This window comes from Actinomadura napierensis (assembly GCF_039529375.1).
Lineage (GTDB): Bacteria > Actinomycetota > Actinomycetes > Streptosporangiales > Streptosporangiaceae > Spirillospora > Spirillospora napierensis.
Genome location: NZ_BAAAMR010000080.1, coordinates 30,828 through 46,529, shown reverse-complemented (window position 1 = coordinate 46,529; position 15,702 = coordinate 30,828). Strand labels below are relative to the sequence as shown.

General features: G+C 70.7%; 14 protein-coding genes and 1 tRNA gene. 5 read left to right on the top strand and 10 right to left on the bottom strand.

The genetic code is table 11. From position 1 onward, the window contains the following. Positions 1-658: 658 nt before the first annotated feature. Complete coding sequence (gene polA, locus ABD296_RS34795; RefSeq protein WP_344277268.1) at positions 659-3,349, bottom strand: DNA polymerase I; 2,691 nt, start codon at positions 3,347-3,349, stop codon at positions 659-661. 138 nt (positions 3,350-3,487) lie between these two features. Between polA and ABD296_RS34790 the strand changes: the two genes are divergently transcribed. Together ABD296_RS34790 and ABD296_RS34785 are read left to right on the top strand one after the other, a co-directional pair. Further along, positions 3,488-3,841, top strand: coding sequence for a PaaI family thioesterase (locus tag ABD296_RS34790; RefSeq protein WP_344277277.1), 354 nt, complete (start codon positions 3,488-3,490; stop codon positions 3,839-3,841). 305 nt (positions 3,842-4,146) lie between these two features. Beyond that, positions 4,147-4,671 (top strand): DUF4352 domain-containing protein, encoded by a 525-nt coding sequence (locus ABD296_RS34785; RefSeq protein WP_344277265.1) that lies wholly within the window; start codon positions 4,147-4,149, stop codon positions 4,669-4,671. A gap of 38 nt (positions 4,672-4,709) precedes the next feature. Here ABD296_RS34785 and ABD296_RS34780 read toward each other — a convergent pair whose 3' ends face one another. From ABD296_RS34780 to ABD296_RS34755, 6 genes are all read right to left on the bottom strand, one after another. Continuing rightward, positions 4,710-5,543, bottom strand: coding sequence for an ABC transporter ATP-binding protein (locus ABD296_RS34780; protein ID WP_344277262.1), 834 nt, complete (start codon positions 5,541-5,543; stop codon positions 4,710-4,712). Beyond that, a complete protein-coding gene (locus tag ABD296_RS34775; protein WP_344277259.1) occupies positions 5,533-6,342 on the bottom strand; it encodes an ABC transporter ATP-binding protein in 810 nt (269 codons plus the stop codon). The genes ABD296_RS34780 and ABD296_RS34775 overlap by 11 nt, the downstream gene beginning before the upstream one ends. Then, positions 6,339-7,493, bottom strand: a complete 1,155-nt coding sequence (locus ABD296_RS34770) for a branched-chain amino acid ABC transporter permease (protein WP_344277256.1) — start codon at positions 7,491-7,493, stop codon at positions 6,339-6,341. The genes ABD296_RS34775 and ABD296_RS34770 overlap by 4 nt, the downstream gene beginning before the upstream one ends. Then, entirely contained in the window at positions 7,490-8,458 is a 969-nt protein-coding gene (locus tag ABD296_RS34765; RefSeq protein ID WP_344277253.1) for a branched-chain amino acid ABC transporter permease, read from the bottom strand. Before ABD296_RS34765 ends, ABD296_RS34770 begins: the two co-directional genes overlap by 4 nt. A 94-nt stretch (positions 8,459-8,552) precedes the next feature. Beyond that, complete coding sequence (locus tag ABD296_RS34760) at positions 8,553-9,704, bottom strand: branched-chain amino acid ABC transporter substrate-binding protein (RefSeq protein ID WP_344277274.1); 1,152 nt, start codon at positions 9,702-9,704, stop codon at positions 8,553-8,555. Positions 9,705-10,006: 302 nt separating this feature from the next. Then, a complete protein-coding gene (locus ABD296_RS34755; protein WP_344277251.1) occupies positions 10,007-10,663 on the bottom strand; it encodes an ANTAR domain-containing response regulator in 657 nt (218 codons plus the stop codon). 94 nt (positions 10,664-10,757) lie between these two features. Between ABD296_RS34755 and ABD296_RS34750 the strand changes: the two genes are divergently transcribed. Continuing rightward, positions 10,758-10,831: transfer RNA gene (locus tag ABD296_RS34750), tRNA-Leu, on the top strand. 313 nt (positions 10,832-11,144) lie between these two features. After that, on the top strand, positions 11,145-11,639 hold the full coding sequence (locus tag ABD296_RS34745; RefSeq protein WP_344277248.1) for a hypothetical protein: 495 nt from the start codon (positions 11,145-11,147) through the stop codon (positions 11,637-11,639). A gap of 111 nt (positions 11,640-11,750) precedes the next feature. Here ABD296_RS34745 and pyk read toward each other — a convergent pair whose 3' ends face one another. Continuing rightward, the gene (pyk, locus tag ABD296_RS34740; RefSeq protein WP_344277245.1) at positions 11,751-13,169 is read right to left on the bottom strand and encodes a pyruvate kinase; all 1,419 of its coding nucleotides are present in this window, start codon (positions 13,167-13,169) and stop codon (positions 11,751-11,753) included. Positions 13,170-13,277: 108 nt separating this feature from the next. Next, positions 13,278-13,832, bottom strand: a complete 555-nt coding sequence (locus tag ABD296_RS34735) for a type 1 glutamine amidotransferase domain-containing protein (RefSeq protein WP_344277242.1) — start codon at positions 13,830-13,832, stop codon at positions 13,278-13,280. A 66-nt stretch (positions 13,833-13,898) separates the two neighbouring features. Between ABD296_RS34735 and ABD296_RS34730 the strand changes: the two genes are divergently transcribed. Further along, a complete protein-coding gene (locus ABD296_RS34730; protein WP_344277240.1) occupies positions 13,899-14,606 on the top strand; it encodes a helix-turn-helix transcriptional regulator in 708 nt (235 codons plus the stop codon). 1 nt (position 14,607) lies between these two features. On the opposite strand, the gene ABD296_RS34725 is transcribed toward ABD296_RS34730, so the two are convergent. Then, complete coding sequence (locus tag ABD296_RS34725) at positions 14,608-15,468, bottom strand: hypothetical protein (RefSeq protein ID WP_344277238.1); 861 nt, start codon at positions 15,466-15,468, stop codon at positions 14,608-14,610. Between the last annotated feature and the right edge of the window lie 234 nt (positions 15,469-15,702).

Sequence of the window (15,702 nt, the reverse complement as noted above, 5' to 3'; positions counted from 1 at the left end):
CCGGCCGCGGCCGCGCGCTCGTCGCGCGCCGCCCGCGCCGTCGCCCCGGCCTGCGCCGCGGTGGCGCCCTTGCCGCGCTCGCGCCGCTCCCCTGGCAACGTCAGTCCCAGGATCACGGCGCAGACGACCACAACTCCAGCGATCTTGTGAAGGAGAGGCACGTTTCCCCCGCCGGTAGACCCGAACAGGACCAGGGGGACAGCGTACGACCCCCCGGACATCAACGGACACCCACCGGCGTACCCGAATGATCTCCACAGACCACTCCAGGGCCGCCCCGCATCACACCAAGTGTGAAACGCCCCGGTAAACCCGGACACCCCACCCGCAGGCCGCCCACAGCAGGCATGAAAAGATGCCCCGCGCCCAGAAGGACGCGGAGCACCGAACACCCTGATGACCAGCGACGACACCGTCGGCAAGCCCTGCCTCAGGGTCCCATTGCCTCAAGAGGCTTCAGTGCCTCAAGGGCCCCCAGTGCCTCAAGGGGCTTCAGCGCTTCAAGAGGGCTCAGCCGTCACGCGAGCGCGCTACCTGACCGGTGGGGGCGAAGCCGAAGGCAAGCCCCCACCGGAAAGCTCGCGAAGCGAGGCCGCGCTCGCCCCAAGCACGGTCAGGGGCCGAGCCGCCAGGCGAGGCCCCTGGGCCGGGATTGCATTTAATGCGCAGCGTCCTGCCAGGTGCGGCCGGTGCCCATGGAGACGCTCAGCGGGGCGCGCAGCGCGTAGGCGCCCGCCATCTGGTCGCGGACGAGCGAGGTGAGCTCGTCGAGCTCGCCGGCGGCGACCTCGAACACCAGCTCGTCGTGGACCTGCAGCAGCATCCGGGACTTCAGGCCGGCCTCGCGCAGGGCGCGGTCGACGTTCAGGCTCGCGACCTTGATGATGTCGGCGGCCGATCCCTGGATCGGCGCGTTCAGCGCCATCCGCTCGGCCATCTCGCGGCGCTGCCGGTTGTCGGAGTTGAGGTCGGGCAGGTAGCGGCGGCGGCCGAGGATCGTCTCGGTGTAGCCGTCCTGGCGGGCCTTGGCGACGATGTTCCGCAGGTAGTCGCGGACGCCGCCGAACTGCTGGAAGTACTCCTCCATCAGGCCGCGCGCCTCGTCCGGGGAGATCCGCAGCTGCTGCGACAGCCCGTACGCCGACAGCCCGTACGCCAGCCCGTAGTTCATCGCCTTGATGCGGGCGCGCAGCTCCGAGTCGATCTGCTCGGGCGGCAGGCCGAACACGCGGGAGGCGGTGATGGTGTGGAAGTCGGCGCCGGTCCCGAACGCCTCGAGCAGCGCCTCGTCCTCCGACAGGTGCGCCATGATCCGCAGTTCGATCTGGGAGTAGTCGGCGGTCAGCAGCGACTCGTACCCGCCGCCGACCACGAACGCCTCGCGGATCTGCCGGCCTTCGGCGGTGCGGATGGGGATGTTCTGCAGGTTCGGGTCGGTGGACGACAGCCGCCCGGTCGCGGCGATCATCTGGTTGAAGGTGGTGTGGATGCGGCCGGCGTCGTCGGCCATCGGGATGAGCGAGTCGACGATGCTCTTGAGCTTGGCGACCTCGCGCCAGCGCAGGATGTGCTCCAGGACCGGGTGGCCGTCCTTCTCCAGCAGCGTGGTGAGGGCCTCGGAGTCGGTGGTGTAGCCGGTCTTGGTGCGCTTGGTCTTCGGCAGGTTCAGCTCGTCGAACAGCACCTGCTGCACCTGCTTGGGCGAGCCGAGGTTGAACTCGTGCCCGACGGCGGTGTGCGCCCGCTGCTCCTGCTCCTTGACCTGCCCGCCGAGCGACGCCGACAGGCCCGCCAGGTGGTCGGCGTCGACGGCGATGCCGGCCCGCTCCATGCCGGCCAGCACGCCCACCAGCGGCAGCTCCACCTCGTGCAGCAGCCGCGTCGCGCCGCGCTTCTCCAGGTCCTGGTCGAGGACGTCGGCGAGCTCGGTGACGGCGCGGGCGCGGACGGCGAGCGCCTCGGCGGCCTCCTCCTCGCCGGAGCCGTCCAGGGTCAGCTGCCCGGAGTCCTCGGTCTCGCTGCGCAGCTCGCGGTGCAGGTACCGCAGTGCGAGGTCGGCGAGGTCGAACGTCCGCTGCCCGGGCAGCGCCAGGTAGGCCGCCAGCGCGGTGTCGCTGGTGACGCCCTCCAGGGACAGGCCGCGCGCGGCGAGCGCCAGCATCGGGCCCTTCGCCTCGTGGACCGCCTTCGGCTTCGCCGCGTCGGCGAGATAGGCGGCCAGGGCGCGCTCGTCGTCCTCGATCAGCTCCGCCGGGTCGAGGTGGACCGCCGGGCCCTCCTTCGACGCCAGCGCCAGCGCGGTGATCTCGCCGGTGCCGCGCCCCCACGTCCCGGCGACGGCGACGCCGAGCCGCCCGCCGGCGTTGGCGTCCAGCCAGGTGCCCAGCGCCCCCGGCTCCAGCGCGTCCAGCTCGACCTCGAAGCCCTCGTCGGCCTCCGGCTCGGCCGCCGACAGCGAGGAGTACAGCCGCTCGCGCAGCACCCGGAACTGCAGCGAGTCGAACAGGGTGTGGATCTCGTCGCGGTCCCACTGGCCCATGGTCAGCTGCGGCGGCGTCAGCTCCAGCCCGACGTTGGTGTCGAGCTTGTTGATCTGCTGGTTGCGCAGCACCCCGGCCAGGTGCTCGCGCAGGTTGTCGCCCGCCTTGCCCTTGATCTCCTCGACCTTCGCGACGAGGGTGTCGAGGTCGCCGTACTTGACCAGCCACTTCGCGGCGGTCTTCGGGCCGACGCCGGGGACGCCCGGCAGGTTGTCGCTGCTCTCCCCCACCAGCGCCGCCAGCTCCCGGTACCGCTCGGGCGGCACCCCGTACTTGGCCTCGACGGCGGCCGGGTCCATCCGGGCCAGCTCCGACACGCCCTTCACCGGGTACAGGATCGTGACGTGCTCGTTGACGAGCTGGAACGCGTCCCGGTCGCCGGTGACGACGAGGGTGTCCAGGCCCGCCTCGGTGGCCTGCACCGACAGGGTGGCGATGATGTCGTCGGCCTCGAACCCCGCGACCGACATCCGCGGGACCCGCAGCGCGTCCAGCACCTCGAAGATCAGGCTGACCTGGCTGCGGAACTCGTCGGGCGTCTTGGCCCGGCCCGCCTTGTACTCCACGTACTGCTCGTGCCGGAAGGTCGGCTCGCTGCGGTCGAACGCCACCGCGATGTGGGTGGGCTGCTCGTCGCGCAGGACGTTGATGAGCATCGAGGTGAAGCCGTACACCGCGTTCGTCGGCTGCCCGTCGGTGGTGGAGAAGTTCTCCACCGGCAGCGCGAAGAACGCGCGGTAGGCCAGGGAATGCCCGTCGAGCAGGAGGAGCCGGTCACGCTTGTCAGGGGTCGCTGGTGTGTTCGCCACACCAGGACTCTAGTCTGCGCGTACGACAGTTTTGTGGAGGCGTAAGTGAGCGACACCGACGGCCTGAGCCGCGACGACCTGGCCGCGAAGATCCTTTCCGGGGAGGGGATCGAGGCCCGCGGGGACCTCGCCAAGGCGATGGGCGTGGAGTACCTGGAGGTGTCCGCCGAACGCGTCGTCGGCCGCATGCCCGTCAAGGGCAACACCCAGCCGTACGGGCTGCTGCACGGCGGCGCCTCCTGCGTCCTCGCCGAGACCCTCGGGTCCGCCGGGTCGGCGATGCACGCCGGCCCCGGCCGCATCGCCGTCGGCATCGAGCTCAACGCCACCCACCACCGCTCCGCGACCGACGGGTACGTCACCGGCGTCGCCACCCGCGCCCACGGCGGCCGGACCCTCGCCACCTACGACATCGTCATCACCGACGAGCAGGACCGCCGGGTCTGCACCGCCCGCCTCACCTGCATGCTCCGCGACGCGCCCGCGGCCTGACACGCCCGCGGACGCGCCGGGCACCGCCCGCGCCCGCGTCCCGGCCGTCCCCCAGCGCCCGATCCGCGGCTTTCTTTGCGATCGACCGGCCGGGGTCTGTAGCGTGGATCGGAACGGCCTGGGATCACCGAGTAGACAACGCACGCGCCCGCGAGGGCCGTACGGCCCCAAAGGTGATCCCAGGCCCGACGCATGTCACGGGACGATCCCAGGACGTCCCATGATCTGGCGCACGCCGCGGACCCCGTCCTACGGTGCGGCCCATGCGGCCCCTTCCGGCACGGCGCACGTCGGCTTGGCGCGCCTTGACTACCGTCCTGCTGCTCGTGCCGCTCATCCCGCTGGCGTCCGCGTGCGGCGGCCACGACGACGACCACTACCGCGTCCCCGCCCGCGCCGTACGCGACAACGAGCACCCGCTCCCCTACCGCGAGGTCGGCGACGGGCAGATCGTGTTCGCCGCGATCGGCCTCAGCACCGGGCTCACCACCATCACCGGCAGCCACGCCGACCTGCCGTCCCGCCGCGGCGGCTTCACCCGCGTCCGGATGCTCGCCGAGAACCGCTACGCCACCTTCCACAAGGTCGACCTCGACCGGCAGCTCCTGGTCACCTCGCGCGGCGCCTACCCGCCCGACGTCGACGCGATGCGGGTCAAGCGGCAGCCGACCGACATCGAGCTCGGCTCCCACGACCGCCTGGAGTTCGACCTGATGTACGACGTCCCGAAGGACGCCCGGATCGAGGCGCTGCGGCTGTACTCCTCGCCCACCGACGACCTCGGCGTCGAACTGCCGCACGACCCCGGGGCGGAACTGCCGCTGCGATGAGCGGCGGCCCCGCCCCGGGGTCGTGGCACGACACCCGGTCAGGCGTCCTTCGCGCCGTTCGCGGCGCCCGCCTCGCCGGCCTCGGACGCCTCCTCCTCGGAACCGCCCTTCGCCGTCTTGCCCAACGCGACCCCGCCGGATGCGCCCGGGGCACCGCCCGCGTCGCCGACGTCGCCGCCCAGGTAGGCCGCCCGCACCTGCGGGTCGTCCAGCAGCTCCGACGCCGGAGCCGACCGCACGATCCGCCCCGTCTCCAGCACGTACGCCCGGTGCGCCAGCCGCAGCGCCTGCTGCGCGTTCTGCTCCACCAGCAGGATCGTCGTGCCGCGCCGGTTGATCTCCTCGATGATCGAGAAGATCTGCTGCACCAGCATCGGCGCCAGCCCCATCGACGGCTCGTCCAGCAGCAGCACCTTCGGCTTGGACAGCAGCGCCCGGCCGATCGCCAGCATCTGCTGCTCGCCGCCCGACATCGTGCCCGCCGCCTGTGTGCGCCGCTCCGCCAGCCGCGGGAACAGCTCGTACGCCTCCGCCAGCTCCTTGGAGTGGTCGTCCTTGCGGGCGTAGGCACCCATCAGCAGGTTCTCGTGCACCGACATGCCGGGGAAGATCCCCCGGCCCTCCGGCGCCTGCCCGATGCCCGCCAGCACCCGCCGGTGCCCCGGCATCGACCCGATGTCGGCGCCCTCGAAGTACACCGACCCCGACGAGCAGGACCGCAGCCCCGAGATCGTCTTCAGCGTGGTGGTCTTCCCCGCGCCGTTCCCGCCGATCAGCGAGACGATCTCGCCCTCGTCCACCTGCAGCGACACGCCCTTCAGCGCCTCGATCTTGCCGTAGTGGACGTGCACGTCCCTCAGTTCAAGAAGCATCGGCCGGAGCCCCCAGATACGCCTCGATCACCTTCGGGTCGTTCTGCACCTCGGCGGGCAGCCCGTCGGCGATCTTCTGCCCGAAGTCCAGCACCGCGACCCGGTCGCTGATCCCCATCACCAGGCCCATGTCGTGCTCGATCAGCAGCACCGTCCGGCCGTTGTCGCGGATCCTGCGGATCAGCTCCATCAGCGCGATCTTCTCCGCCGGGTTCATCCCCGCCGCCGGCTCGTCCAGCAGCAGCAGCTTCGGGTCCGTCGCCAGCGCCCGCGCGATCTCCAGCCGCCGCTGGTCGCCGTACGGCAGGTTCTTCGCCATGTCGTGCGTGCGGTGCGACACCCCGACGAAGTCCAGCAGCTCGCGCGCCAGCGCCTTGCCCTCGCGCTCGGCCCGCCGGTGCCGGGGCAGCCCGAACGTCACGCTGATCAGCCCGGCGTTGTGGTGCGCGTCCGCGCCCACCTGCACGTTCTGCTCCGCCGTCATGTTCGGGAACAGCCGGATGTTCTGGAACGTCCGCGCGACGCCCCGCTTGGTGACCTGGTACCGCTTCAGCCCGTTCAGCCGCCCGCCGTCGAACGTGATGTCGCCGGACGTGGGCCGGTACACCCCGGTCACCGTGTTGAACACCGTCGTCTTGCCCGCGCCGTTCGGCCCGATCAGCGCGAAGATCTCGCCCTCGCGCACCGTCAGGTCGACCGCGTTCAGCGCGACGACGCCGCCGAAGCGCATCGTCAGCCGCGACAGCTCGAGCAGCACGCCGCCCGACCCGCCGCCCGCGGCACCGGAAACCTCGCTCATCTGCTCCCCACCTCGGTCTCCGTACCGGACGTGTCGACCTCGGCGCCCAGATGGCCCATCCCGCCGCCGCCCTCGGCCATCTCGGCCTTGCGCTGCCGGGACGGGATCAGCCCCTCCGGACGGAAGATCATCATCGCCACCAGGATCGCCCCGAACGCCAGGTCGCGGTAGTCGGCCAGGCCGCGGAACCGCTCCGGCAGCCACGCCACCAGGAACGCCCCCACGATCACGCCGGGGATGTTGCCCGCACCGCCCAGCACCACCGCGGCCAGGATCGTCGCCGACAGCAGGAACGGGAAGTTCGCCGGCGCCACGTAACCGGTCTTCGCCGCGAACACCACGCCCGCCGCACCGCCGATCGCCGCGCCCGTCGCGAACGACAGCAGCTTGAACTTGAACGTCGGCACGCCCATGATCTCGGCCGCGTCCTCGTCCTCCCGGATCGCCGTCCACGACCGGCCGATCCGGGACGCCTCCAGCCGCTTGGAGAAGATCACCACCAGCACGATCACCGCGACCAGCAGGTAGTAGTACGGCCGCGCGTCCCTGATCTTGTACGTGAACAGGTCCACCCCGGCGAACCACACGCCCTCATGGCTCGGCGGATGCGGGATGTTGTTGATCCCGCGCGTCCCGCCCAGCCAGTTCGTGTTCTCCGCGACCTTCCGGACGATCTCCCCGAACCCCAGCGTCACGATCGCCAGGTAGTCGCCGCGCAACCGCAGCGTCGGAGCGCCCAGGATCACCCCGGACACCGCCGCCAGCACGATCCCGCACGGCAGCAGCGGCCAGAACCCGATCCCGTGCTTCACCGCCATCGTCGCCATCGTGTACGCGCCGATCGCCCAGAACGCCACGTACCCGAGGTCGAGCATGCCCGCGTACCCGATCACCACGTTCAGGCCCAGCGCGAGCAGCACGTAGATGCCGATCGGATAGAACAGGATCGTCTGCCAGGACGACTCCGGCGACATCGCCGGCGCCAGCCCCTGGTACGGCAGGAACAGCGCACCGACGATCAGCAGGACGTACACCGCCCACCGCTGCCAGCCGGGCGCCCGGTCCCACCACGTGCGGGCCGTCTCGAGGGGGCCGCCCAGCGCATCGCGCCAGCCGGCCGCGTTCCGTGTCTTGTTCGTGTTGTCGCTCATGCGCGCGCCTGCTGGAGGGACTCACCGAGGATGCCGGTGGGACGGAACAGGAGGATGACCACGAGAAGCGTGAACGCGATGACGTCCTTCCACTCGGAGCCGAAGATGGAGCCACCGTAGTTCTCGACGAGCCCCAGCGTGAACCCGCCGACGAGGGCGCCGCGCAGGTTCCCGATGCCGCCGAGCACCGCCGCCGTGAACGCCTTGATGCCGAGGATGAAGCCGATGTTGAACATCGTCTGCTGGTAGAGCAGCGCGAAGAAGAAGCCGGCCGCGCCCGCCATCAGGCCGCCGACCAGGAACGTCACGACGACGACCCGGTCGATGTTCACCCCGAGCAGCACCGCCGTCTCGGGGTCCTGCGCGGTCGCCCGGATGCCCCGGCCGAGCTTGGAGGCGTTCACGAACCGGTCCAGGATCACCATCATCACGATCGCCGCGACGAAGATCAGCAGCTTGTCGTTGCGGACGTCACCGGAACCGATCGAGAACAGCGTCTCCTTCTTCAGCAGGTCCGGCACGTGGATCGGGTCGCGGCCGCCGCCGTGCCCGAAGAAGTGCGGGATCACCAGCGTCGCGAACAGCTCCTGCAGGAACAGCGACGCGCCGATCGCCGAGATCAGCGCCGCCAGCCGCGACGCCCCCTTGCGGCGCAGCGGCCGGTAGGCGATCAGCTCCAGCAGCAGCGCCGCCCCGCCCGAGGCGACCATGGAGGCCACCAGGCACGCCAGCAGGACGCCCACCAGGGCGATGCCGGTGTAGGGGCCGTTGTCGAAGCCGACCACCTGGATCAGGGTCAGCCCGCCGAACGTGCCGATCATGAAGATTTCGGAGTGGGCGAAGTTGATGAGCCGGAGCACGCCGTAGACCATCGTGTAGCCGAGCGCGACCAGCGCGTAGATCGAACCGACGGTCAGCCCGTCGACCGTGTTCGCCCAGAACTGGGATGTGAAGTCGTGGAGCACAGAGGGTTCCTCAAGAAAGAGGGGGCGGGAGCGCTGTGGCGCTCCCGCCCCGCGCCGGAGGACCGGCGTCCGTCCTGCGTCGTGGCGGTCTAGCTCACTCGGGCTTGACCTTGGAGGCGTCGCCGAGGAACTTCAGCTTCCCGTCGACCACCTGGAACATGTAGATGGTCTTGACCTCGATCTCGCCGTTCGCCGCGAACTTGACCGGCTTCGACACGCCCTGGAAGTTCACCGTCTTGAGGTAGTCGTTGACGTCCTTGGTCGTGGTCTTGCCGGCCTTGAAGGCGTCCAGGACCGCGGTCGTGGCGTCGTAGCCCTCGGCCGAGTACGTGCCCTGGTCCTTGTGGAACGCGGCCTTGTAGTCGTTGATGAACTTCGCGACGGCCGGGTTGTCGGCCGTCGGGTTGATCGACTGGCACGCGCACGAGACCAGCGCGCCCTCCGCCTGCTTCGTGCCGGCGCCGTCGACCAGCTTCTGGTCCAGCGCGCCGTCGTCGGAGACGAACTTCGCGGTCACGCCGCCGTCGCGCAGCTGCTTGAGCAGCTTGTCGCCGCCGTTGTAGTAGCCGCCGAAGAAGATCGCGTCCGGCTTGACCGACTTCACCTTGTTGACCGTGCTGGAGTAGTCGGTCGCCTTCGGGTCGATCTTGTCGCGCTGCGGCGTGACGCCCTGCGCCTGCACCGCGGAGAACACCTTGTCGGCCAGGCCGACGCTGTACTCCTGGTTGTCGTCGATGACGAAGACCTTCTTGGCGCCCAGCGTCTTCACGATGAAGTCGCCGTCCACCTGGCCCTGCGCGTCGTCGTTGGAGATCAGCCGGTGCCAGAACTTCCAGCCGTTCTTACCGAGCGCCGTGGAGGTGGCCGAGGGGGAGATGTTCGGGATCTCCGCCTCCTCCAGGCTCGGCACCGTGGCCTTCGACTCGCCGGAGAACACCGGGCCGATGACCGCGGTGACGTCGTCGTCGATCGCCTTCTGGACCTGGCCGGGCGCGACGGCCGGGTCGCCCTTGGTGTCGTAGATCTTGAACTTGACCTTCTTCTTGGGGTTCGTGGCGTTGTACTGGTCGATCGCCAGCTTCACCCCGTTGGAGATGTTGATGCCGAGCTCAGGGGAGTTGTCGCCGGTCTGGACACCGATGTAGGCGATCGTCAGATCCTTGCCCCCGCCGCTGTCTCCCGAGCCGCACGCGGCGGCGCCCAGCGCCATCGCCGCTCCCAGCGCGATCGCGCCGGTCACCCTCATCCTGTTGCGCCGCAAGGTGTCCAACCTTTCACATCCGGATCCGCACCGGATCGGGTACGAGTCATGCCCCGACGCCGACCGCTCCCGGGAGGAGATATCGGTCACGCGGGGACCAGCTATGTCGTACACCGTCGACCCGACCCAGAACAGCACCCCCGGATCGAAGGGTTATTGCTTCGTTACGCCCCCGTGCCCATCGGTTCCCCCGTTTTGCCAGGGATGATTACGGAGCGTGCCGACCATGGCCGGTCCGGGACGGGCGCATTGGATCTTGACAACGCGCCGGATGACAGGGCAGGAAGTCAGCCCGCCGGGGACTCGCTCCCCGCGCCGGCCTCACCGCCGGCCGTCCCGCCGCCGCCGCTCGCGCCGCCGCTCGCGCCGCCGGTGGCGCCCGCCACCACGGCCTCCGCCACCGCCCGCATCGTGAGCCTGCGGTCCATCGAGGTCTTCTGGATCCACCGGAACGCCTCCGGCTCGGACCAGCCGTTCGCCTCCTGGAGCAGCCCCTTGGCCCGGTCCACCACCTTGCGGGTCTCCAGCCGCTCCTGCAGCCCGGCGACCTCCGCCTCCAGCGCCCGCAGCTCGGTGTACCGGCTCACCGCCATCTCGATGGCCGGCGTCAGGTCCGTCTTGGCGAACGGCTTGACGAGGTAGGCCATCGCGCCCGCCTCCGTCGCCCGCTGGACGAGCTCGCGCTGGGAGAACGCCGTGAGGATCACGACCGGCGCGATCCGGTCCGCCGAGATGCGCTCGGCCGCCGAGATGCCGTCCAGGACGGGCATCTTCACGTCCAGGATCACCAGGTCCGGCTTGAGCTCGCCGGCCAGCCGGACGGCGGTCTCCCCGTCCCCGGCCTCGCCCACGACCTCGTACCCGTCCTCCTCCAGCATCTCCTTCAGGTCCAGCCGGATCAGTGCCTCGTCTTCCGCGATCACAACTCGCCGAGCGCTCTCCACGCCCCCGACCCTACCGAAACCCGCTACCCTGGTTCCCAGCGGGCCTGTTCGTTTGACCAGGTGAGTCCAATTCTTCCCACTTAGTCGGGAAGATGCCCCGGTATCCCAATTGGCAGAGGACGCGGATTCAAAACCCGTTTAGTGTGGGTTCGAGTCCCACCCGGGGCACCCTTGCACATCAGGACGTCTTTAAGAGCGCCCTGACCTGCGTACGTCCAGCAGTCCTCACTCAGACGTGACGCTGCAGGTGATCACTGAAGCTGATCACCCTGGCCCAGCGGCCCCTTCCATGCCGAAAGGCGACTCCTCAGACCCCGAACCGGGCCTGGATCCCGCGTGGCACGACGGCCGCGTCAAACGTGACTGCCCTCGGTGCTTCGCTACTCCCCTCGACAACCGAAGCTATGCCTACCTGCTCGGTCTCTATCTCGGGGACGGGTGCATCAGCCCGGTCGGGGACCCTCGCAAGGAGGTGTGGGCGATGGGGATCGCCTGCGCGAACGCCTGGCCTGGGCTCATCGAACTGTGCGTGGAAGCCGTCCAGGCGGTTCGGCCGGCGAACAAGGTCCGGATCATCCCGAAGATCGGCTGCGTGGAGGTCAACAGCCACTCCAAGCACTGGCCGTGCCTCTTCCCTCAGCACGGGCCGGGCAGGAAGCACGAACGCGCGATCACCTTGGCGGCCTGGCAGAAGGAGATCGTCGACCGGCACACGCAGGAGTTCGTCCACGGGCTGCTCCACTCGGACGGATGCAGGTCCGTCAACCGGGTGCGAAGGCCGCTCAAGAGCGGGGATCGGTGGTACGAGTATCCGCGCTACAACTTCACCGACCTGTCGGTCGACATCCAGCGACTCTTCACCGACGCCCTGGACCGGCTCGGGATCGCGTGGAGGCAGATGAACGCCACCGACATATCCGTCGCGAGGCGGGAGGCGGTGGCTCGGTTGGATGAGTTCGTGGGGGCCAAGTACTGAGGGTTGACGTGGTGTCCGGAGCGTCGTGGAAACGAGACCCGCCGGTGATCAATATGCGCGCGCGGCCGGCCGGGCGCCGGCCCTTGCGGGGCGGCGGCCGGTCGGCGCGGGTCAGTGGCTTTCGCCGATGTTGAGGACCTGCAAGGCGTTGGTGGAGCCGGCCGTGCCGGGGGGCGAGCCGGCGACGACGACGACCTTGTCGCCCTTCTGGCAGCGGCCGAGCTCGAGGAGGGCCTGCTCGACCTGGCGGAACATGGCGTCGGTGTGGTCGACCTGGGGGACGATGAAGGTCTCGACGCCCCAAACGTGGGCGAGGCGGCCGCGGACGGCGGGCACCGAGGTGAAGGCCAGCAGCGGGATCGGCGAGCGGTAGCGCGACAGGCGGCGGGCGGTCTCGCCGGACATGGTGAAGGCGGCGAGGGCCTCGGCGCCGACGATGGCGCCGACCTCGGCGGCGGCGCGGGCGATGGCGCCGCCGACGGTCTCGGGCATGCGCTGCAGGGTGTGGGTGGCGTGCAGGGTGGCCTGCTCGGCGGTCTCCACGATGCGGCTCATGGTGCGGACGGACTCGATGGGGTACTGGCCGACGCTGGTCTCGCCGGAGAGCATGACGGCGTCGGCGCCCTCGAAGACGGCGTTGGCGACGTCGGAGGTCTCGGCGCGGGTGGGGCGGGGCGCGGAGATCATGGATTCGAGCATCTGGGTGGCGACGATGACCGGGCGGGCCTTCTCGCGGCAGAGTTCGATGGCGCGCTTCTGGACCATCGGGACCTGCTCGAGGGGGAGTTCGACGCCGAGGTCGCCGCGGGCGACCATGATGCCGTCGAAGGCGGCGACGATCTCCGGGAGGAGCTCGACGGCCTGCGGCTTCTCGATCTTGCCGATGAGGGGGACGCGGACGCCCTCCTCCTCCATGATCTGGTAGCAGATGTCGGCGTCGGCGGGGGTGCGGACGAAGGAGAGGGCGACGAGGTCGACGCCGAGGCGCAGGGCCCAGCGCAGGTCGGTCTCGTCCTTCTCGGTGAGGGCGGGGACGCTGACGGGGACGCCGGGCAGGTTGAGGCCCTTGTTGTCGGAGACCATGCCGCCGACCTTGACGACGGTGCGGACGCGGGGGCCGTCGACGGCGGTGACCTCGAGGGCGACGCGGCCGTCGTCGATGAGGACGGGGTCGCCGGGGCCGACGTCGCCAGGGAGGCCGTGGTAGGTGGTGGAGACCTCGCGGCGGGTGCCGGGGACGTCCTCGGTGGTGATGGTGAACTCGTCGCCGAGCGTGAGGCGGACGGGGCCGTCGGGGAACCGCCCGATGCGGATCTTGGGGCCCTGCAGGTCCGCGAGGATGCCGACGCCGCGTCCGGTGGCGTCGGCGGCCGCCCTGATCCGGTGGTAGACCTCCTCGTGGACGGCGTGCTCGCCGTGGCTCATGTTGAGCCGGGCGACGTCGACGCCGGCCTCGACGAGGGCGTTGATCTGTTCCGTGCTGGAGCAGGCGGGACCGATGGTGCTGACTATCTTCGCTCGACGGGTCACGTCCACAACCGTACTTAGTTACCCGCTGGTACGGATATTCGTGCAGGGTGCGGTCGCCCAAGGTTCACCGAATGGTCTAGGTCAGAGGTCTAGACCACAGGGGCCCGGTCACCGTTTGAAGGCCTCGACGGCGGCCTGGCAGAAGGCCTTGAGGTCGTCGGGCTTGCGGCTGCTGACGAGCACGTTGGGGCCGCCCTCGCAGACCTTGACCTCCGCGTCGACCCACGTCGCGCCGGCGTTGCGCAGGTCGGTCTGGAGGCTGGGCCAGGATGTCATGGTGCGGCCCCGGACGACGTCGGCTTCGATGAGCGTCCACGGCCCGTGGCAGATGACGGCGACGGGCTTGCCGGCGTCGAAGAACGCCTTGGTGAAGGCGACGGCGTTGGGCTGGGTGCGCAGGAAGTCGGGGTTGGCGACGCCGCCGGGCAGCAGGAGGCCGTCGAACTCGGTGTGGTCGGAGACGTCGACGGTGGTGTCGACGGGGAAGGTGTCGGCCTTGTCGAGGTGGTTGAAGGCCTGGAGGCGGCCGGACTGGGTGGAGACGAGGCGCGGGGTGCCGCCGGCCTGCTCGACGGCCTTCCAGGGTTCGGTGAGTTCGACCTGCTCGGTGCCTTCGGGGGCGCAGAGGAAGGCGATGGACTTGCCCTGAAGATCGGTGGACATGTGGGGTTTCCTCCCGTTCGGTTCTCTGCCTCCCCTGCCCGTGCGGGCGGGTGGTATGCAGGAGGGGTGAACCCGACGGGCTATCGCGAGGTCCCCGAGCGCGGGGCGGGGCTGGTCTGCTCGTGGACGGCGGCGCTGCCGGCGGACGCGGTGCCGTTCGTGCAGCGGGTGGTGCCGGACGGGTGCGTGGACGTGATCTGGTCGGCTGACGGGGTGCAGGTGGCGGGGCCGGACACGGGGCCGATGCCGGCGGCGCTGCGTCCGGGGGCGCGGATGGCGGCGGTGCGGTTCGGGCCGGGAGCGGCGCCGCCGGTGCTGGGGGTGCCGGCGGACGCGTTGCGGGACGCGCGGGTGCCGTTGCGGGATCTGTGGGGCGGTGCGGCGGACGGGCTGGCCGACGCGGTGGCCGGGGCGGGGTCGCTGGAGACGCGGCGGGAGGTGCTGGTGGCGGCGGTCCGGGCGCGGGCGGCGCGGGTGGAGCCGGTGGATCCGCTGGTGCCGGAGGTGGTGGCGGGGCTGGCGGAGGGGTCGGTGCGGGACGTGGCGGACGCGCTGGGGCTGGGTGAGCGGCAGTTGCGGCGGCGTTCGCTGGCGGCGTTCGGGTACGGGCCGAAGGTGCTGCAGCGGGTGCTGCGGTTCCAGCGTGCGCTGGCGCTGGCGCGGTCGGGGGTGCCGCTGGCGGACGTGGCGTATGCGGCGGGCTTCGCCGATCAGGCGCATTTCGCGAACGAGGTGCGGGCGCTGGCGGGCGAGCCGGTGAGCGCGCTGATGTGAGTCAGGGCTTGAGGCGGCCGTAGGCGCGCAGTGTCCTGAGGCGTTCGACGGTGATGAATCCGCGCCATTCGGGGCGGGTGATGGGCGTCCAGATGAGGAAGTCGATATCCCAGCCGCCGTCGTCGTGCTGGGCGTCGATGAGGGCGTCGAGTGCGTTGTCGACGGCGTCGTCGGCGAAGAGGCGGTGTCCGTATCCGCCGGGTGCGGGGGCGAAGTCGAGGACGCCGTGGTGGTCGCTGGCGGCGTGGTGGGTGAGGGTGTCGCGGAGGCGGGTGAAGGCTGCTTCGGCGCGTTCGCGGTCGGGGACGTGGTCGAGGAAGGTGAGGGTGGCGAGGACGTCGTAGGGGCCGGGGTCGGTGCCCGGGTTTTCGAGGTGTTTCCAGCAGAAGGCGGTGGCGGTGTCGAGCCAGGGGTGGCGGGCTCGGGCGCGGTGGAGCATGCCGGCGAGGGAGGCGGTGGGGTTGATGGCGCCGGGCGGGTCGTCGGGGGTCTGCCACCAGGGGGCGTGGGGTGCGTCGTTGACGGTGGGCAGGACGAAGGGCACTCCCCCGTCGGGTGCGGTGATGGCGGCGAGGTGGCCCGCGATGCGGTCGACGGCGGGGTGGTCGTCGGCGCGGGCCTGGTGGAGGACGTCGAGGGCGTGCTGGGCGGGGACGGGCTGGCTGGCCTCGCCGCGGAGGTCGGGTTCGAGGGCGTGGCCGTATCCGCCGTCGGGGTTCTCGTAGGCGGCGAGGGCGGCGAGGAGGGGTTCAGGGGGCGCGTCGCGGAAGTGGAGGGCGAAGCGGTGGCGGTCGATGAGCCGGGCGTTGAGCCGCATGAATTCCCAGGCGCGGTGCAGGTCGGTGGCGTGCAGCGTTCTCATGCGGCTCACGGTAGGGGGCGCGTGGTGAGGGGTCTTGCAGGAATCGGACGCGGCGGGCCCGGCCACCCCGGCGGCGGGCCCGGCCCGCCGGACGCGGCGGGCCCGGCCAGCGCAGCGGCGGGCCCGGCCGCCCCAGCGGTGGGCGACCGGGCCCTAGCGTCCCGCGTGCGGGACTGGCGGGACGGTAGCGGACCGGTCCGGTGATCACAAGGGTGACCGGTCCGGAATGAGGGG